The organism is Mycobacterium nebraskense (genome assembly GCF_002102255.1).
GTDB classification, from domain to species: domain Bacteria; phylum Actinomycetota; class Actinomycetes; order Mycobacteriales; family Mycobacteriaceae; genus Mycobacterium; species Mycobacterium nebraskense.
The window spans coordinates 95,451-113,527 of the sequence record NZ_LQPH01000086.1 but is presented as its reverse complement, the minus strand read 5'-3'; the positions used below and the strand labels follow the sequence as shown (position 1 = coordinate 113,527).

Below are 18,077 nucleotides of genomic sequence, written 5' to 3'. Positions count from 1 at the left end.
AAGATCGGCTGAACGGAATGGGGTCCGCTCCCTCCAGCTGAGAGGCAACGATGCTCTTCGCCACATCACAATTGGCACCACCGGCAACCCTCAACCCATCTGGCGTCTGGTTTTTCAACTGGGTGATACCGATCGCCGGCAGCATCTTCATCGTTCTGGCGATCGCCGACGTCATTCGTCGTCGGCGCCTGACCTGGGGATTCCTTTTCCTGTTCAACAGCCTCGCGGTGTATTGGATGGAGACCATCGGGGACTGGGGCCAGATGCTCTTCTACAGCCCGGCGTTCGCCCAGCACCATCTGCTCGAATGGCTACCGATCAAGACCCGTAACGATCCGTTGTTCATGCCGTTCGCCTACGCGGTGTACTGGGGAGTGCACGCGCTTCTGGTGTTGTGGCTGAGTCAATGGGTGTCCGCACGGTTCGGCTGGAGCATGCTCAAATCCATGTTGGTGCTTGCGATTCCAGTCAACTACATCTGGGACTTCGCCGTCGAGGGCACCGCCACGGCGATGGGATGGTGGACCTACGATCCCGGCATGGGGCCGGTTCTGGAGTGGGGCAACGGCGGTCGCATCACACTGCTCTGGACCATCGGCATCATGTGCATATGGCCCAACCTGATCGCCTATTGGGCCGGTAAACCGCCGATTCGCGGCCTCAACCATATTGAGCGATTCTGCCGGTTAGATCGCTTCACCGTCCCGCGGACCGCATTGCATCCGGCTGCCGACACCGAAAGTCGCGGCGGGACAGCCGTTGCCACCAAGCAATTGGTCTCGACCAAGCAGCAAGAATTCGACGACTACCTCAACTACGACGTGGCGATTCCGCGGTGGCGCTTCGAAATCTTGCGACTGGGCGCCTGGTTCATCATCTTCCAGGTCACCTTCTTTGTGTTCCTGATCATTCCGCTGGTGGTGTTGCGCACCGTGACCGGCGCCGACAGCCCCTACATTCCGTGATCCGAAAGGAGTCGTGGTGGCAAGCGAACGCATGAACAAGCTGCCCGCTGAATTCTTTCTTCCTCCGCAGACCAATGCCGCGCTGCAGCGAGAAACCGTCCGGCTTGTCGCGGCATGCGTGGCGTTCATCGTGATCCTCGGCGTCATCGTGGCGTTGACGCAAGGCATCGTCATTACGGTGTGATGCCGTGGTCGGCCGGCGACTGATCTAACATTAGTGTCACTTCTAGCGGAGGTGATGGACGTGACGCCAGAGCGGCTGGTTGTCTGTGCAAGCCACAGCCCGGGTAAGGAGCGCGATGTCGAACGCGCCTTCGGTCGCAGGTTCCGCTCGGCACTGACGTCGGCGGCCGAACGCGCGCAACACTTCGATCCCGACGTGGTGATCGTGTTCGGCGGTGACCACCGCCGCGCGTTTCGACACGTGGTACCCGCCTTCGGGGTCGCGTTGTCCGCATCGATTCTGGCCGAAGGCGGCCACCCGGCCGGCAACCTTGATGTCCCGTCCGCGGTGGCACGCCGACTGTGCGAACACCTGCTGTCGGCCGGGTTCGACGTCGCGGCATGTCGTGACATCGGACTGGATCACGCGTTCGCCCAGCCCGTTCGGGATCTGCTCGGCGACTTGGCGGTCAAGCCGGTCATCCCGCTGCCGGTGAACTGTGCCACGGCTCCGCTTCCGACTGGCCGTCGAGTGGCCGAGTTCGGCGCGGAAGTTGGCCGGTTCCTCGACGGGATCGCCGAGCGGGTGCTGGTGATCGGGACCGGAGGGTTGTCACATTCCCCGCCGAGTCTGGAGGTCGATACCTACGACCTCAGCGACGAAGACCGGGCTCGGATCATCGCCGAGGGTATGGCGGCAGCGCGCACCAAGATCCGTCCCGATTGGGACGCCGAAGTGTTGGACGCCATGTCGAACTGGGACGTCGCTTCGCTGATTCGGCTCGTCGACACCGCCCACACCCGTGCGGGCGCGGGCGCCAACGAGGTCAGGACCTGGCTTGCCGCGGGCGCCGCGGGCGGTGGGCGGCCGGTAACCCCGATGGTCTATGAGCCTGTGCCGGAATGGATCACCGGGATGGCCGTCGCTGCGTCAGCGTGATCGAGGCGCCACGCGCGCGGGCCGCGGTTGCGCGGCCGGGGTTCGGGAGAAGCGCGGCGCGGACGCCGGTTGACGGATCCCATCGATGTCGACGAACACGTTGCGTGCCCGCATATGCGGATCGTCGATCGCCTCGGTCGCGGTCAGAACCGGCGTGACGCATGCGTCGCTATCCGAGAAAACCCGCGCCCAGTGGTCCCGAGTTTCCTCCCGGAATTTGTCCGACAGGGCATCCCGCATCGCGGGCCAGCCGGCACGCTCCCGTTGCGGGCCCAGAGTGTCCGGGTCGATCTCCAGCAGCCGCAGCAACTCGGCGAAGAAGGCCGGTTCAAGCGCACCCACGGCGACGTAGCCACCGTCCGCGCATTCGTAGGTGCGGTAGAACGGCGCCGAGCCATCAAAGATGTTGTCACCCCGCCCGTCTGACCACCGGCCGTCGCCGAGCATCGCCCACAGGATGTGGCCCAGCATCGGTGCGCCGTTGACAATCGCGGCATCGATCACCTGGCCTCGCCCCGAGGCGTGTCGCTCTAGCAAGGCGGCAAGGACGCCCACGACCGCGAATAGCGAGCCACCACCGTAGTCGCCGACCAGATTCAGGGGTGGCGCCGGCGGACGATCCGGGTCACCCATGGCGTGAAGCAATCCGGTGAGGCCGACGTAGTTGATGTCATGGCCGGCCTGTCGAGCTCGGGGACCGGTCTGGCCCCATCCGGTTATGCGGGTGTAAACCAATCTCGGGTTACGACGGCAGCATTCGTCAGGTCCGAGGCCGAGGCGTTCGACGACGCCGGGTCGGAACCCCTCGATGAGAACGTCAGCATCGTCGATGAGGTGGCGCACCCCGTTGAGCTCGGCGGCGTCTTTGAGATCGGCGAAAACGATCCGGCGCCCACGCAGCTGGGCGCCCCCACCACCACCCCCGGGCCGCTGAACCCGCGTCACTTCGGCACCCAGGTCGGCGAGCAACATTGCGGCGTGTGGCCCGGGTCCCATGCCCGCGAGTTCGACGACCTTGATGCCATTCAGAGGACCCGCCGGTGCCTGCGGGCAGCTATCTACCACCTGATGAGCCTAGCCATAATCTGACACCGCATACATATGGTGTTTTCTGTCTGCGCAATGCATCCAGGGGCTACGAGGTCATCCTGATATGATTTTCTGACGTATCCGTCATCTAATCCTCGGGGGTGCTGCACTGTGTGCGTCCGCGGTTCGGGTATTACAGCCGAATACGAGGCAGGCGGTTGGACCGGTCAGCCGGCCCGGAATTCGCCGGCGACATGACGAGTGCGCCACTGGCCGGCATAACCGTCGTGAGCCTCGAGCAGGCGGTCGCCGCGCCGTACGCCACCCGACAGCTGGCGGACCTCGGCGCACGGGTAATCAAGGTCGAGCGTCCGCAGGGCGGCGATTTCGCCCGCGGCTACGACCGCACAGTGCACGGGGAGTCGAGCTACTTCGTCTGGCTCAATCGTGGCAAAGAGTCGTTGACTGTCGACCTCAAGCAGCCCGAGGGCAGACGCATCGTTGAGCGTCTACTCGAGGGCGCCGACGTGCTGGTGCAAAACCTGGCGCCGGGTGCCGCGGCTCGGATGGGCTTGGACACCGAATCGGTGGCGCGCGCGCACCCACGGACCATCACGGCGACCATCAGCGGCTATGGACAGGACGGACCTTGGCGCGACCGCAAGGCCTACGACCTTTTGGTACAAGCCGAGGCCGGGTTGTTGTCGGTGACCGGTTCGCCGGCGGAGGTGGCGCGCACCGGTGTATCGATCGCCGACATCGCCGCCGGCATGTTCGCCTTCTCCGGAATCCTCACCGCGCTTTACACCCGCGCCACCACCGGCGCGGTGCGGCCGGTCTCGGTGTCGTTATTCGACGCGTTGGTCGAATGGATGTCCCAACCCCTCTACTACGGCCGCTACGGGGGAAAGGCGCCACCACGCACCGGCGCGCGGCATCCGACGATCGCCCCGTACGGCCCGGTGACCGCGGGCGACGGCGGCACCGTGTTGCTGGGCGTGCAGAATTCAGCCGAATGGCTGAGGTTCTGCGAAATCGTCTTGGAAAGAAGAGATCTCGTCGACGAACCGCGGTTCGCTACGAACCCTGATCGGGTAGCGCACCGCGATGAGTTGGAGTCGATTATCACCACCGTGGCGGCGCGGCTGAGCGCTGAAGAACTCGAAGCGCGCCTGCAGAGCGCCGGCGTGGCGCACGCGCGCATGAACGGTGTTGATCACTTGTGGCTACATCCGGTACTCGTCGGCCGGGATCGATGGCACGAGATTCAGACGCCCGGCGGTCCGGCTGCCGCGCTGCCGCCGCCCGCGGGCCTGGCAGGCGTCGATCCGGTGATTGGTGACGTGCCCGCGCTGGGCGAGCACAGCCGAAAGATTTTGCACGAGTTGGGATATTCCGCACAGGCGACCGACGAACTCATCGCCGCTGGTGTTACGACGGCATAGCTCAGGACTCGATCTACTTCGCGCGTCCGAAGAATCCGCGGTTGATGCAAGTCATTAACACATCGACGAGCTCGTCGGCGTCAATCGGTTCGGGCAGATCGAGAGCGGCCTGCGGCACCCGGGTGACGAGCGCACGCAGGATCAGTGCGGAGACCACCGGGTCGAACGGATACCGACCCGGTCCGCGGATCAGCATCCTGGCCGCGCCGATATCCATCTGCACCTGGCCGTTCTCCCCGATGCTCACGATGGTGGGGTCGTCGGTGGCGCCTTCGACCCACGCTTCGATGCATCCCGAATACCGGTCGTAGAACTCGACGTAGGTACGCAGCCAGTGCCGCAGCGTCGACTTCTTGGCCACTGGGTCGACGTCGGCGATCCGGTGGGCGAATGCCGTTCCGGCCCCGTAAATTTCGGCGGCCACGGCGGCGAGCAGATCCTGCTTGTCGCTGAAGTACTTGTAGAACGTGCCCCGCGCCACGTTGGCCGCCTCGACAATGTCATCGACACTGGTGCTGCGATAGCCCCGGGCGCGGAACTGGGCTGCGCCGGCATCGGCCAAAGCATTTACGGTGGTGACGGCGCGCTTACTGAGGCTGGTGGTGCGCTCGCTGATCGAGAGCCCCGCGATGTCTGGGGCCGGAGGTGCCTTGAGGGCGTCGATGTCGGCCGCCGGATCCGTGCTGGCGTGCAAAGACAGTGACCGCAGCACCGATCGTGGGGTGTCAGGGAACAACATCAGCTGCAGGAATACCGACAACGTGTCGACCGCATCCTTGGCGCTACGGCCATAAGCGCGGTCGGTATGTACGAACAGATTGATGCGGTGCACCAGCGCGGTCATCGCCATGGCCGCGACCTCCGGGTCCAGGCCGTTGAGGCCCGAGCCGGCGAGCCGCTCCGCGAGGCGGTGGTTATAACCGCGTACAAACCGGGTGATTTCGGGACGCACCTTGGTGTCCGACGAGGCGATCGCCGTCCACTGCACGAACATCGTGGAGTATTTGTCGAACACCCAACTCCACTCCCCTAGCCACCAGTTCAGATTGTCGAAGCCGACCTCGTCCGGGCCGAGCGGACCGATGCGACGCGCCACCCGAAACAACGCGCTGCCGCATTCGTTGAGCAGCTCCAGGAAGATCTCGTCCTTGCCTTTGAAGTACTGGTACAGGGTGGCCCGGGACACCCCTGCCGCTTTGGCTATCGCGTCGACCGAGGTGTCGAAGTAGCCCACCCGGCCGAATAGCTCCAGCGAGACCTCGGCGATACGGCCCCGGGTGTTGGCACCGCGAGCGCCCACTGCGGGGCTGGAGGGGCCGTAGCTGGCCCGGCGGACGATCGAGGCTTCGGACATAATGTTTCCAGCCTATGGCCGATCCGCGTCACCCGCGCCGCATCGAGCGGCGTTCCGCGGGTTGACGAACTCGGCGGTGCCGGTGATCGCGACGCCGCCCGTCTGCCGGGTAGCGGTCAACTCCACGATCACCCGTTCGGCGTCAGGCTCCGCCGACACGGCGGTCACGGTGCCCGAGCAGGTCAACACGTCGCCCGGCCAGACCTGCTCGCGAAAGCGGACGCCGAAACGGCGCACGCTGCCCGCGCCCAGCCAATCGGTGGCGAACCCGGCCAGTAGCGCCGCGGAGAACATGCCCTGGGCGAACACCGAAGGGTAGCCGGCGGAACGCGCGAGTTGATCGTCGTAATGCATGGGGTTGAAATCACCGGACGCGCCTGCGTAGCGGACGAACATCTGCCGAGTCAGTGGTCCGAACTCGCGGACCGGCGCCTGCACGCCGACACGCAATGCGGTGGTCGTCGTGGTCTGTCCGCCTGCGCCGTCGCCGGGACTCATCGGGGGGCCGTCTCGATGAAGGTGGCTTTGGCCTCGGCGACGAGCGCTCCGCCGGCGTCGCGGTACTCAGTAACCACGGTGGCGAAACGCATCGTGCCCCCACGTTTGCCCGGTTTCGAGTACCGGTCGACGATCCTCTCCCGTGCGGTCAGGACGTCACCGGCCGCGGGCGGGGCGGAGTGAAAGGTGTATTCCTGTTCGCCGTGCAGCAAGCGCTTGCGGTCGAAACCCACGTCAACCCGGACACCGGCCGGGGCCCAGCGGCCTGCGGTCGTCAGGAATGTCGGCGGGATGATCGCGTCAGGACCACGGTAGGCGGGATCGTCGCACAACATGGCCTCAGCGAACTCGGCGACCTTGCCCTGCTCCACGACCAGGTCCCACGGCCGTCCGGAATTACCGTCGGCGTCGTTATCGGGCGATGCAGTCATAGTGACCAATACTGTCAGAAAAAGTGAAGACCTGAAACTAAATCGTCGCTTCGTAGCCAATGGACTGCTTGTCCAAAGATGACATTGCTGCCAGAATCGGTGCCCATGGTGGAGTTGGCGGCAAGCTATGCCGCAGGCAAATGGGTGTCGGGCGCGCACGCCGGAACACTGGATGTGACGTCGCCGGCCACCGGCGAGCTGCTGGGCACCGTCGGTATTGCCGGCCCCGACGACGTGGGCGCCGCGGTCGCCGCCGCCCGCGGCGCGCTGCAGTCGTGGGGGCGGGTCGCTCCTGCCGATCGCGGTGCCGCATTGGGGCGACTCGCCGACGCGCTGAGCGCCCGCAAGGGTGAACTGGCCGACCTGACCACCGCGGAGATCGGCTCGCCGCGATCCTGGAGCACCTTCGGTCAGGTCATCACCGCGGTCGGCGTGCTGCGCGCCTACGCGTCGATCACCCCGCACTATCCCTTCTCGACCACCCGTCCATCGGTGACGGGCGGCACCGTCGAGGTGCGTCAGCTTCCCGTCGGCGTGGTCGGCGCCATCGTGCCATGGAACACACCGCTGTTCATCGCAGCGCTAAAGCTCGGCCCCGCCCTGGCGGCGGGGTGCACAGTGGTGCTCAAGCCGGCGCCCGATGCCCCGCTCGAATTCGGCGTGCTGATGGAGGCGATCGAGGAAGCTGGACTGCCCGACGGAGTCGTCAACGTCGTCAACGGGGGCGCTGAAACCGGCGAGCTGCTCACCGAACATCCGGGGGTCGACAAGGTCAGCTTCACCGGCTCGACGGCCGTCGGTGCCAGGATCGCAGCGTCGTGTGGCTCCCGAATCCGCCGCTGCAGCACCGAACTGGGCGGCAAGTCCGCGGCCATCGTGCTGCCCGATGCGCCGCTTGAGACGACGGTGCCGGGTTTGGTCGCCGGCGTGATGGGCAACAACGGTCAGCTGTGCGCCGCTCTGACGCGAATCGTGTTGCCGCGCAGCCGCTACGACGAATTTGTGGCCGCACTGACGGCCGCCGTCGCCGAGCTGATCGTCGGGGATCCCGCCGACCGGGTCACCGATATCGGTCCGCTGATCAACGAGGCTGCGCGCGACAGGGTCGAGGGGTTCCTGCGGCGCGCGCGGCAGGACGGCGCCACCGTGTTGGTCGGCGGCGAGCGGCCCAACCGTCCAGGGTGGTTCCTCTCTCCCGCGGTCGTCGCCGCGACCAACGACATGGAGATCGCCCGCGAAGAGGTCTTCGGACCGGTCGCGGTCGTGATCGCCTACGACGACACCGGCGCCGACGACGTCGCTGAGGCGGTGGCCATCGCCAACGACTCCCGGTACGGGCTGGTCGGCGCGGTGTGGTCTGCCGACGCGGAACGGGCGGCGGCGGTGGCGGCCCAGCTGCTGGTGGGTTCCGTGGCCGTCAACTCGACCGCCGTGCTCGACTTCGCCAGCCCGTTCGGCGGATTCAAGCAGTCCGGCATCGGCCGCGAGGGGGGCCCCGAGGGCATCGCCGGGTTTGTCGAGCATCAAGCCATCATCCGTTGAGCCGGAAGGGATTCCAGTGCAGACTCAAGCAGCGGTCTTGTTCGAACGCAACACACCCTGGTCCATCGAGTCCATCGAGCTCGACGCGCCGAAGGCGACCGAGGTGCTGATCGAACTACACGCTTCGGGCATGTGTCACTCCGACGACCATCTCGTCACCGGCGACATGCCGATCCGATTGCCCTGCATCGGCGGGCACGAGGGCGCGGGCGTGGTCAAGGCCGTCGGTGAGCACGTGTCGTGGCTGTCGCCGGGCGACCACGTGGTGTTCAGCTTCATCCCGTCGTGCGGACGGTGCCCGTCGTGCTCGACGGGCCACCAGAGTCTGTGCGACCTCGGCGCAAAGATCTACTCGGGCATGCAGATTCACGACGGCACCGCTCGCCACCATCTCGGTGGCGACGACCTCGCGCTGGCCTGCGGTATCGGCTCGTTTGCCCACCACACCGTGGTGCACGAGGCCAGTTGCGTGAAGATCCCGGACCACTATCGCCTCGACCTGGCCTGTCTTCTGGGCTGCGGCTTCATCACCGGTTGGGGATCATCGGTCTATGCCGCCAACGTCAGGCCGGGCGACACCGTTGCCATCGCCGGGGTCGGTGGCATCGGCGCCGCGGCAGTCCAGGGCGCGCGGCTCGCGGGTGCCCGCACCATCACCGTCATCGACCCCTCGGAGTACAAACGGGCCGAAGCGGTCAAGATGGGAGCCACTCATACCGCGGCCGACTGGAACGAGGCGAAAGCCGTTGTTGCCGAAGCTACCTGGAACCGCGGCGTAGACAAGTTCATCTGTGCTATGGGAGTCGGTGACGGCCAACTGGTCGGCCAGGCGCTGGCCATGACGGCCAAGCGTGGCCGGCTGGTGGTCACCAACATCCACCCAATGCTGGAACGGGAGATCCGGGCTAATCTGATGGACCTCACCCTGACCGAGAAGCAGATTGTCGGAACCCTCTACGGCTCGGGCAATCCCCGTGCCGACATCCCTAAGATCCTCGAGTTGTACAGCGCCGGGCAGGTGGACCTCGAATCCATGGTCACCCGCACCTACCCCCTGGAGAAGGTCAACGACGGCTACGCCGACATGCACGCCGGCGCCAATATCCGTGGCGTACTGATTTATCCGCCCGCCGAGGGATCACTCGGCTGAGGCGATGCGGTCTCACATACGAGGTCCGCTGGGCACGTGACCGGACGATCTGGCGGCACATCGACCGAGTGCAGCGTGAGAAAGGAAGCGAGATGTCATCTCCTCGGCTGAAGTGCGTGGACACTGCCGGGACGCTCGCGACCGCGGGATGGCTCTGGGGAGGAGCGACATGATCAGCAGACATCTGGCAGGCAAGGTGGCGCTCGTGACCGGTGCAGCCAGAGGACGGGGTCGAAGCCACGCGCTACGTTTGGCCCGCGAAGGCGCAGACATCATGTTGGTAGATCTGTGTGACAACATCCCTTCGTGTGACTATCCGCTCGCCACTAGCGAAGACCTCGACCGCACCGCTTGCATGATCGAGAAGCTCGACCGACGAGCGGCGGTGTACCGCTGCGATGTCTGCGATCGAACCGAAATGGAGATCGCAGTCGACACCGCGGTACGGCAACTCGGCGCGCTCGACGTCGTCGTCGCGAGCGCCGCCATCGCCCCAACTCGGGCGGAAGCCCCGATCGCGGCCTTCATCGATACGTTCGACGTCGACTTTCTCGGCGTGGTAAACACTTTCAGCGCCGCGATGCCACGATTGAGCGAAGGCGCGTCCCTTATCGCTTCTGGTCCCTCATCGTCGGCGCAAGGACCTCTCCACGATCGGCCGCAGGGACCCAGCGGGGCGGCGTATGAACTCGCGCAGTCGATGGTTTCGCAGTATGTGCAGATGCTAGCTAAACAGCTTGCGCCACTTGGTATTCGGGTGAATACCGCCAGCGGTTCGGAGAACGGCTACGACTCTGGCTACGCCGGACGGCTGTATCGGCCCGTCATGCTCGACGTTGATCGCGTTGGCGCGGCGTCGCTTTCCACCATGTCATGGCCTGTTACGACCTGGGCTGACACGGATGCGTCCGCCGCGGTGGCATTCTTGGCGGCGGACGAATCGCGAGCGATAACCGGCCGGCACGTGACGGTTGATGCCGGCTCGTCCCTCAACTAACCCGACGACCGGGCGCTACACCCGCGCGGCTCAGGTCGACGCCACCCAGTTGGTAATCGATGAGGTGAATGAGGCACCCAGTTTGGCACGTATCCACGGCGGTAGATTTTTTGGCATCGGTAACGGTACCGACCGGGCGCCACGCGCCTCGAGCAGTGCCTCGTACGCGGCGGTATCGCCGCCGAACGGTTGTCCCTCACCGGCGATGAACCCATACAGTTCACACCCCTGCGGGCCGGCCTCCCAAGGTCCGAATACGTCCCCCCACTCAAGCATGATGTGCGTGCCTGCGCGGGCGACCACGTCGCCGCAGCGGATCTCGCCGGCCAGGATGAAATTGCTGTGATCGCCGGTGTGACCGTGCTGCGAGGAGATGGCCCCCGGGTCCCACTTGTTCCAGAACGCGAAGTACCGGGGAGACAGCTCAATCCACTTCTCCCATATCGACGCCGTACGGCCATCTGCGAACTCATAACGCAGCATCTCCTCAGCCGGTACGTCGTCGAGATGCTTGATCGACGGTCCGCCTCTCATTGGGCACTTCCCTTCCGCTACTGATTACGTCCCGACTACAGCCCTCTGCGCTTGACGATCAATCACATCGTCGGAGCCAACGGCAGGCGATCACGACGTTGCAAGCCGCGCCGTTGTTCACTCTTGACGCAGTTCATTCGGGTCGCGCCACCGTCGAGGTGAAGCCTATTTTTAGTCGCACATCTCAAACCTGCACCTGCTCCCACCCTCCGCCTTCGGCGGAGCGGTGCGCGGCGTCGATCACCGCGAGCGACAACAGCCCGTCCTCGAAGGTAGCCGCGCCGCTGGGACCACCGTCGAACGCGGGCAGCCAGTCCTGCAGCATCAGCGCCATAGCCCTGCTGGCGTGACCCGCCAGGCCCCCGGGCAACCGCTCGGGGTGCGCGGGCTCGCGTTCATCCACCGTCAGGGGACTCAATCCCGCATCGGTGGCGGCGCCGAGGCTGTATGCCGCGGAACGCAAGTCGCCGTCGCCGATGATGGTGCCATCGGAGCCGAACAATTCGAGGCGGTAGTGATCGGCGTGGGCGCCCATAACGGAGAGGCTCAAAATGACGGTCACCCCCGACTCCATACGCATCAGCAGTGCCGCGGTGTCATCGGCGGTGACCGGTAGGGTCCCCCCGTCGGGCAGTTCGCGGACAGGATCGCTGGTGCGCACCTCCGCGCACACCGACACCGGGCGGCCGAGCAGGCTGGTCAGGAAGTCCAGATCGTGCACCAGCATGCCGGCCAGATAGCCGCCGCCCTGCTCGCGGTCGTACATCCAATGTGCCTGCAGTGGATGACTCGGATGCCAATACGACGCGCTGCGACTGACCCGGGCGAGGTACTGCGAACCGAGAAAGCCCGAGCGCACCTTGTCGGCGACTGCCAACCAGTCCGGGTTCCACCGGTTTTCGAAACAGCAGGCGGTGGGCAGCTTGGAATCGGTCGCAGCACGCACCATGTGGCGGGCCGCTTCGAGGTCGCCCGCCAGCGGCTTCTCGCACAACACCGGCTTACCCGCCGCCAGTGCGGCGATCGTCATTTCGTGGTGCAGCACGGTGGGAGTCGCGACCGAGATGACGTCTAGGTCGTCGCGGGTAACGAAAGACTGCCAATCGGTGGAGGTCTGTTCGATGCCCAGTTTGGCCGCCGCACGCTCCAGCCGATCGGGTGTACGCGCACAGAGCGCGACGGGCTCGAAGCCCTTCGCCGCCCGGAAACCGGGCACCTGCACACGTGCGCCCCACCCGACGCCGATGATGCCGACCCGTAAAGTCATGTGCTCTTCTCCGTTCCTCCGTTTGCAGTGACACTAACGTTAGATAACTCGTGCCGCGAGCGAACAAATATTGAGACATTGCCCGATCTGATCTAGCACCCCGGCATTGCCTATAAGTGACATGGGTGCCAGAATCGGGTGCTGTGAGCGCGATCGACACCGACGAGCAGCAGTTCGCACCACTGATCGATCTGCGGTGGTGGCAGGAGCGTCCGGCTGAACGGAGCGAGCTCTACCGGCGCCTTCGCGAGGCCGGCGGCCCGGTGTTCGTCCGCACCAACCGACCCGACTCGCCGCGGCCCCGCGGGTTCTGGGCGATCGGCGCCCACCGCGACGTCGTCGACATCAGCCGCCGCCCCGGCGACTTCAGTTCCGGGCAGGGCACGCAGATCTTCGACCAGACCGCCGAGATGCGCGAATACCGCGGCTCCATCATCGACATGGACGATCCCGAACACATGCGGCTGCGCAAGATTGTCTCGCGGGGCTTCACCCCCCGCATACTCTCCGAGCTGCGTGGCCTGGTCGAAGAGACCACCGCCGAGATCCTCGAGGAGATGCCGCGCACGGGTGAGTGCGACTTCGTCTCTTCGTTCGCCACGCTGCTGCCGCTGCGCATTATCGACACCATGCTCGGCGTTCCACGCGAACACGAACAGTTCATCCTGCGGGCGACCAACATCGTGCTCGGCGCCTCGGACCCCGAGTACGTACCCGACCAGACCGTCGCGGGCATCGGAGCCGCGGTCACCGAGATCAGCGAGCAGCTCATCGAGTTGCTCAAGGGCATCGCCGAGGACCGCATCGCCCATCCCCGCGACGACGTGATCAGCAAACTGGTCAACTCCGACGAAGAAAACCTCACACCCCAGGAGCTGGCGAAGTTCTTCATCCTGCTGATCGGCGCGGGCAACGAGACCACCCGCAATGCACTTACCCACGGGCTGCTCATTCTCAGCGCCCACCCCGAGCAGCGCGACCGACTGTTGGCGAACTACGACGACATGGTGTCCACCGCGGTCGAGGAGATCCTGCGATACGCCAGCCCGGTGATCCACTTTCGCCGTACGGTGACCCGCGACGGCGTGACGCTGACCGACGCCCACGGCGAGGTCACCCACACCTTCAACGCCGGCGACAAAGTTGTGGTCTGGTATCCCGCCGCCAACCGCGACCCCGCGGTCTTCGACCAGCCGGAGCGCTTCGACATCGCGCGGAAACCCAACAACCACATCGCTTTCGGCGGCCCGGGACCGCACTATTGCCTGGGTGCGCACCTGGCCCGGCTTGAGCTGAACGTGGCATTCCAGATGCTCTACGCGCGCTACCCTGACATCACCGCCGCGGGCGAACCGGTCATGCTGAGGTCGAACTTCGTTAACGGCATCAAACACCTGAAGGCCACGTACACACCATGAACACGCAGGCAGCAGTTTTGTCCGACATCGCGGACGGCGTCTTGACGATCACCCTGAACCGGCCCGAAGCCGCCAACGCGGTACGTCCCGACGACCGCGATGCCCTCATCGCGCTACTGGCCGCCGCCGACGCCGACGAGAAGGTACGTGTGGTGGTGTTGCGGGCCAACGGCAAGCACTTCTGCTCCGGCGCCGACGTTGGATCGCTCGCCGAACGGCGCGCGCGGGGCCAGAAGCGAGTGCTGGAGCCTACCCGGCGCATCATGAACGGCGCCCAGAAGCTGGTGGCCAGCGTGCTGGACTGCAATAAACCGGTGATTGCCGCAGTGCATGGTGCGGCGACGGGCCTAGGGGCCCACGTCGTGTACGCCTCCGACCTGGTGATCGCTACCGAAAACGCCTACTTCGCAGAGTCATTCGTCAAGCGTGGGCTGGTTGTCGACGGCGGCGGCTGTTATCTACTGCCCCGCCGCATTGGCATGCAGAAAGCCAAGGAGATGGCGTTCTTCGGCGAAAAGCTCTCAGCCACCGAAGCATTCACGCTGGGTCTGGTGAACCGGGTGGTCAGCGCCGCCGACTTCGACGCTACGGTCGCCGACTTCGCCGGCCGGCTGGCCGGAGCGCCGACCTCCGCGATCGCGTTCACCAAACGGCTGCTCAACGACTCACCCGACACCGACCGCTCCGGTGCATTCGTCGCGGAGGCAATGGCACAGGAGATCCAGTCGTATTCACACGACTCCACCGAGGGCGTGCAGGCGTTCGTGGAGAAACGACCGACCGAGTTCACCGGGTGGTAAAGGTGGCTCGCGCTGACATTCCGACCATCGACGCGGCAAGCGCTCCCTACTGGGAGGCCGCCAGGCAGGGTCAATTGTTGATCGCCGAATGCTCAGCGTGCGGCAAGGTCCATCACTACCCCCGCCCGTTCTGCCCGTTCTGCTGGAGCGAGGACGTTGCGCCCGTACAGGCCAGCGGAACTGGAACCCTTTACACGTATTCGACTGTCTACGTGAATGATCTGGCGCCGTTCAAGGAGCGAGTGCCGTATGTCGCCGCGCTCGTCGAACTGACCGAAGGCCCTCGGCTGATGACGACGATTGAAGGCGCGGACTTCGACGACCTTCGGGTCGGAATGCCGGTTACCGCCGTCTTCCGCCCGGTCGACGACACCGATCCCGACAGCCCCTATCTGACAGTCTTCACACCTAGCGAGGAGAACCCATGACCGGACTGCTCGATGGCAAAGTCGCCCTGGTGACCGGGGCGGGGCACGGCATCGGCCGGGGCCACGCTCTCGAACTCGCCAAGCACGGCGCCACCGTGATCGTCAACGACCTCGGCACCAGCCTGTCCGGCGAGGGCACCGGCAAGGTGGCCGACGAGGTGGTGGCGATCATCGAAAGCCGCGGTGGTACCGCTGTTTCCGACTTCAGCGATGTCGGCGACGAGGAGCAGGTCGACCTCGCCGTCGAGCGTGCCTACTCGCAGCTGGGGCGGCTGGACATCGTCGTCAACAACGCAGGAATCGTTCGCGACAAGGCGATCTGGAACATGACCGCCGACGATTTCGACCTGGTGATGCGGGTGCACGTTCGCGGTAGCTGGCTCACCAGCCGCGCGGTCGCTCGCAAGTGGCGCGCGGAATCGAAGGAATCCGGCGGAAAGGTCTACGGCCGAATCATCAACACCACCTCCGGCGCCGGTCTGCACGGCCACTTCGGGCAGACCAATTACAGCGCGGCCAAGGCCGCAATCGTCGGTCTGACCCAGACACTGAGCCTGGAGTTGGCGTCGATCGGCGCCACCGTCAACGCGATCAGCCCGGGTGGGCGCACCCGGATGTCGGCCTCCATGCCCGGCGCGCAGGCTCCGATCGAGCCCGACGAGCGCGCGGAGGACGAGTTCGACCCCAAGGACCCCTCACTGGGGTCGCCGGTGGTGGCCTGGCTGGCCAGCCCCGAGGCCGGCCACGTCAGCGGTCAAGTGATCCGTGCGATGGGCGAACATCTCCAGCTCCTGAAGGGCTGGCACCCCGTCGCGTCTGTCTCGAATGGCGAAAAGCGCTGGGATGCACAAAAACTCGGCGCCATCATGGCCACCGACGTGTTCGGCACCCGAAACACGGGCCTGCGGCTCGGAGGATGAAAACCACGGCGGACGTCGAAGAGGTCGAGCGGGAGTTCCGGCGGTATTTCATGACCGGGCCGGTACTCGAGGACTGGCACGCCTGGGCACACCTGTTCACCGAAGACGCGACGTACTTCGACCACTTCTACGGAACGTTCACCGGCCCGGCGGAGATCACCAAGTTCCTCGAGGGGACGATGGGAGCGGCACCGCAGGTCTACAGCCCGCTCGTCTGGTACGTCGTCGACGGCGCCCGCGTCGCGTACAAGGTGGTCAACCGTGCCGACAACCCGGAGCCGGGCGGGGCGCCCATCGACTTCCCCTCGTATCAATTCATCGAGTATGCCGGCGGCGGTAAGTGGCGTTCCGAGGAGGACGTTTGGATTCCGGCCGAGATGAAGCAATTCGCGAAGCGCTATGCCACGGCCGCCGACGCACATCCGCAAACGCTGCAACAGAAGTTGCGCCGCGAGGACTGGGGCTCCTGGGTGGACTGGGCACGCCCCGAACCGGGACATAAGGCAGCGCCGTCATGGCTGGACAAGGCCGGCTTCACGCCGTTCTCCGGCATTGCGGACATCGACTTCGGGGTCCGGTCACACTAACGCCCAGCGGCGCCGAAGTGGTCACTGCGCAGTTGCGCTTTGCGCACTTTGCCCAACGACGTGCGCGGTAGCTCGTCGACGATGGCGAGACGTTCCGGGGTCTTCTGCCGGGCCAGCCCGGATGCCGCGAAGTGGGCCCGCAGGTCGTCGAGGTTGAGCGCATACCCGGGTTTGAGCACCACGACCGCGGCGACCACGTCGCCGTAACGCGAATCCGGGGCTGCGACGGCAACACCGTCGGCGACCGCAGGGTGTGCGTTGAGCACCTCTTCGACCTGACCCGAGGAGATGGTCTCGCCACCGCGGATGATGACGTCCTTGATCCGGTCGGTGATGGTCAATCTGCCGTGGGCGTCAAGGTGCCCGAGATCGCCGGTGCGAAACCAACCGTCGTCAGTGAACGCCTCAGCGTTCAAAGCGTAATCCTGGTAGCCGACGAATTGATCGGGACCGCGCACGACGACCTCGCCATCTATCCCGATCGGGCAGTCCGCGCCGTCGGACCCGACGATGCGAATCTCTGAGCCCGGGAGCGGTTTTCCATCGGTACTCAGCCGGGCCCACTGCGGCTGTCCCTCGTGTTCGCCGGTGACGGTGGGATGTTCGGTGGCGCCGTAACTGCGGAAGGTGCTGATCCCCGCTTGCGCAGCACGCCGGCCGATCTCCTCGGCGACCGGTGCGGCGCCGACCAGAAACTCCCGCAGACTTGCCAGCTTGTCTCCGGTGTCACCCAGATCAAGGATGCCCGCGAGGTGAAATGGTGTGCCCGCAGTGCAGGTCACGCCGAAACGGTGCACCACCTCGACCGCCTGCGCCGGGTCCCAACCATCCATGAAGACAGTCCGGGCGCCGCTGAGCAACGGCCGCAGCATCGACCCGACGCCCGCGATGTGGCCCGGCGGAAAGGTCACCAGCGACACGTCGTCGGGTTTACCGGCCAGCAGCGCCGGCATGGTTCTCTGCTCGGCGAGAACCGTGTTGTGGGTGTGCTGTACACCTTTAGGCGCCGACGCGGTGCCCGATGTGTACAGCAGCAGACAGATATCGTCGGCGGCCACTGCGGGGCGCCGGTACCGGGCGGCGGATGTGTCCAGTTGCGACCACGCGAGATAGCCCTCGCCCGACTCGGCGTCTAGCATGACGACATGCTGCAGTGAGTCGATCCGCGAAAGATCTTGCAGCCTTTTGCTATACACGATCGATCCGTGCCGCTCTGGCATGATCAGTACCTTTGCAGCCGACTGGTCGAGAACGAAGGCCACCTCGGCCATACCGTAGATGTGCACGATCGGCACCAGCACTGCCCCGCACAACAACACCGCCTGATAAGCGACTGCACACTCGACACGATTGGTCAGCTGTACCGCGACGGCGTCGCCGTCGCGCACCCCCAGCCGCTGCAACGACGCCGCCAACGCCACGGCCCGGTCGTGGATTTCGCATACCGTCGGACTGGACACCGAATCGCCGATGATGAAAGTCAACGGCACGTCCTTGTGCTCGACCGCCCCCGCTTCGAATGCGTCCAGGCAGGTGCGGTCGGAGTACCAACCGGCGCTATACCACTTGTCGCGCAGCTGACGGTGGTCGAAAGGCATCAGATCCGGCGA

19 protein-coding genes are annotated in these 18,077 nt (G+C 65.4%); 12 read left to right on the top strand and 7 right to left on the bottom strand.

Annotated elements, in window-relative coordinates; genetic code table 11:
- Positions 1–50: 50 nt before the first annotated feature.
- From AWC17_RS09950 to AWC17_RS09945, 3 genes are read left to right on the top strand one after another with little or no spacing between them, the layout of a single operon-like run.
- Positions 51–965: a spirocyclase AveC family protein gene (locus AWC17_RS09950; protein ID WP_014382043.1), complete on the top strand. Its 915-nt coding sequence runs from the start codon at positions 51–53 to the stop codon at positions 963–965.
- A 16-nt stretch (positions 966–981) separates the two neighbouring features.
- Positions 982–1,149 carry a DUF7156 family protein gene (locus tag AWC17_RS32625; protein WP_155254932.1) on the top strand — a complete coding sequence of 56 codons (168 nt, stop codon included), beginning with the start codon at positions 982–984 and terminating at the stop codon, positions 1,147–1,149.
- Positions 1,150–1,203: 54 nt separating this feature from the next.
- On the top strand, positions 1,204–2,067 hold the full coding sequence (locus AWC17_RS09945) for a 3-carboxyethylcatechol 2,3-dioxygenase (RefSeq protein WP_009953872.1): 864 nt from the start codon (positions 1,204–1,206) through the stop codon (positions 2,065–2,067).
- Here AWC17_RS09945 and AWC17_RS09940 read toward each other — a convergent pair.
- Complete coding sequence (locus AWC17_RS09940; RefSeq protein WP_196233644.1) at positions 2,059–3,063, bottom strand: CaiB/BaiF CoA transferase family protein; 1,005 nt, start codon at positions 3,061–3,063, stop codon at positions 2,059–2,061. The two genes, AWC17_RS09945 and AWC17_RS09940, sit on opposite strands and share 9 nt — an antisense overlap.
- 287 nt (positions 3,064–3,350) lie before the next feature.
- Between AWC17_RS09940 and AWC17_RS09935 the strand changes: the two genes are divergently transcribed.
- Positions 3,351–4,541, top strand: a complete 1,191-nt coding sequence (locus AWC17_RS09935; protein ID WP_033722671.1) for a CaiB/BaiF CoA transferase family protein — start codon at positions 3,351–3,353, stop codon at positions 4,539–4,541.
- Positions 4,542–4,554: 13 nt separating this feature from the next.
- Here AWC17_RS09935 and AWC17_RS09930 read toward each other — a convergent pair whose 3' ends face one another.
- The 3 genes from AWC17_RS09930 to AWC17_RS09920 are packed head-to-tail and all read right to left on the bottom strand — an operon-like array spanning position 4,555 to position 6,824.
- The gene (locus AWC17_RS09930; RefSeq protein ID WP_011724949.1) at positions 4,555–5,895 is read right to left on the bottom strand and encodes a TetR/AcrR family transcriptional regulator; all 1,341 of its coding nucleotides are present in this window, start codon (positions 5,893–5,895) and stop codon (positions 4,555–4,557) included.
- Between the two features lie 12 nt (positions 5,896–5,907).
- A complete protein-coding gene (locus AWC17_RS09925; RefSeq protein ID WP_009953867.1) occupies positions 5,908–6,393 on the bottom strand; it encodes a MaoC/PaaZ C-terminal domain-containing protein in 486 nt (161 codons plus the stop codon).
- Positions 6,390–6,824, bottom strand: coding sequence for an FAS1-like dehydratase domain-containing protein (locus tag AWC17_RS09920; RefSeq protein WP_009953866.1), 435 nt, complete (start codon positions 6,822–6,824; stop codon positions 6,390–6,392). The genes AWC17_RS09925 and AWC17_RS09920 overlap by 4 nt, the downstream gene beginning before the upstream one ends.
- A gap of 78 nt (positions 6,825–6,902) precedes the next feature.
- On the opposite strand from AWC17_RS09920, the gene AWC17_RS09915 reads away from it, so the two are divergent.
- From AWC17_RS09915 to AWC17_RS09905, 3 genes are all read left to right on the top strand, one after another.
- On the top strand, positions 6,903–8,366 hold the full coding sequence (locus AWC17_RS09915) for an aldehyde dehydrogenase (RefSeq protein WP_011724948.1): 1,464 nt from the start codon (positions 6,903–6,905) through the stop codon (positions 8,364–8,366).
- A gap of 16 nt (positions 8,367–8,382) precedes the next feature.
- Positions 8,383–9,516 (top strand): NDMA-dependent alcohol dehydrogenase, encoded by a 1,134-nt coding sequence (locus AWC17_RS09910; protein WP_009953864.1) that lies wholly within the window; start codon positions 8,383–8,385, stop codon positions 9,514–9,516.
- Positions 9,517–9,721: 205 nt separating this feature from the next.
- Complete coding sequence (locus AWC17_RS09905; RefSeq protein ID WP_082147497.1) at positions 9,722–10,513, top strand: SDR family oxidoreductase; 792 nt, start codon at positions 9,722–9,724, stop codon at positions 10,511–10,513.
- A gap of 30 nt (positions 10,514–10,543) precedes the next feature.
- On the opposite strand, the gene AWC17_RS09900 is transcribed toward AWC17_RS09905, so the two are convergent.
- Positions 10,544–11,047: a cupin domain-containing protein gene (locus AWC17_RS09900; RefSeq protein ID WP_011724946.1), complete on the bottom strand. Its 504-nt coding sequence runs from the start codon at positions 11,045–11,047 to the stop codon at positions 10,544–10,546.
- A 184-nt stretch (positions 11,048–11,231) separates the two neighbouring features.
- Positions 11,232–12,314 (bottom strand): Gfo/Idh/MocA family protein, encoded by a 1,083-nt coding sequence (locus AWC17_RS09895; RefSeq protein ID WP_009953861.1) that lies wholly within the window; start codon positions 12,312–12,314, stop codon positions 11,232–11,234.
- 143 nt (positions 12,315–12,457) lie between these two features.
- Between AWC17_RS09895 and AWC17_RS09890 the strand changes: the two genes are divergently transcribed.
- From AWC17_RS09890 to AWC17_RS09870, 5 genes are read left to right on the top strand one after another with little or no spacing between them, the layout of a single operon-like run.
- On the top strand, positions 12,458–13,732 hold the full coding sequence (locus AWC17_RS09890; protein WP_009953860.1) for a cytochrome P450: 1,275 nt from the start codon (positions 12,458–12,460) through the stop codon (positions 13,730–13,732).
- A complete protein-coding gene (locus AWC17_RS09885; RefSeq protein ID WP_014379541.1) occupies positions 13,729–14,532 on the top strand; it encodes an enoyl-CoA hydratase/isomerase family protein in 804 nt (267 codons plus the stop codon). Before AWC17_RS09890 ends, AWC17_RS09885 begins: the two co-directional genes overlap by 4 nt.
- Positions 14,526–14,960: a Zn-ribbon domain-containing OB-fold protein gene (locus AWC17_RS09880; RefSeq protein ID WP_009953857.1), complete on the top strand. Its 435-nt coding sequence runs from the start codon at positions 14,526–14,528 to the stop codon at positions 14,958–14,960. Before AWC17_RS09885 ends, AWC17_RS09880 begins: the two co-directional genes overlap by 7 nt.
- Positions 14,957–15,880 carry an SDR family NAD(P)-dependent oxidoreductase gene (locus AWC17_RS09875; protein WP_009953855.1) on the top strand — a complete coding sequence of 308 codons (924 nt, stop codon included), beginning with the start codon at positions 14,957–14,959 and terminating at the stop codon, positions 15,878–15,880. Before AWC17_RS09880 ends, AWC17_RS09875 begins: the two co-directional genes overlap by 4 nt.
- Positions 15,877–16,467, top strand: a complete 591-nt coding sequence (locus AWC17_RS09870) for a nuclear transport factor 2 family protein (protein WP_009953854.1) — start codon at positions 15,877–15,879, stop codon at positions 16,465–16,467. The genes AWC17_RS09875 and AWC17_RS09870 overlap by 4 nt, the downstream gene beginning before the upstream one ends.
- Here the strand turns inward: AWC17_RS09870 and AWC17_RS09865 are convergent.
- The gene (locus AWC17_RS09865; RefSeq protein WP_047322059.1) at positions 16,464–18,065 is read right to left on the bottom strand and encodes an AMP-binding protein; all 1,602 of its coding nucleotides are present in this window, start codon (positions 18,063–18,065) and stop codon (positions 16,464–16,466) included. The two genes, AWC17_RS09870 and AWC17_RS09865, sit on opposite strands and share 4 nt — an antisense overlap.
- Positions 18,066–18,077 lie beyond the last annotated feature (12 nt).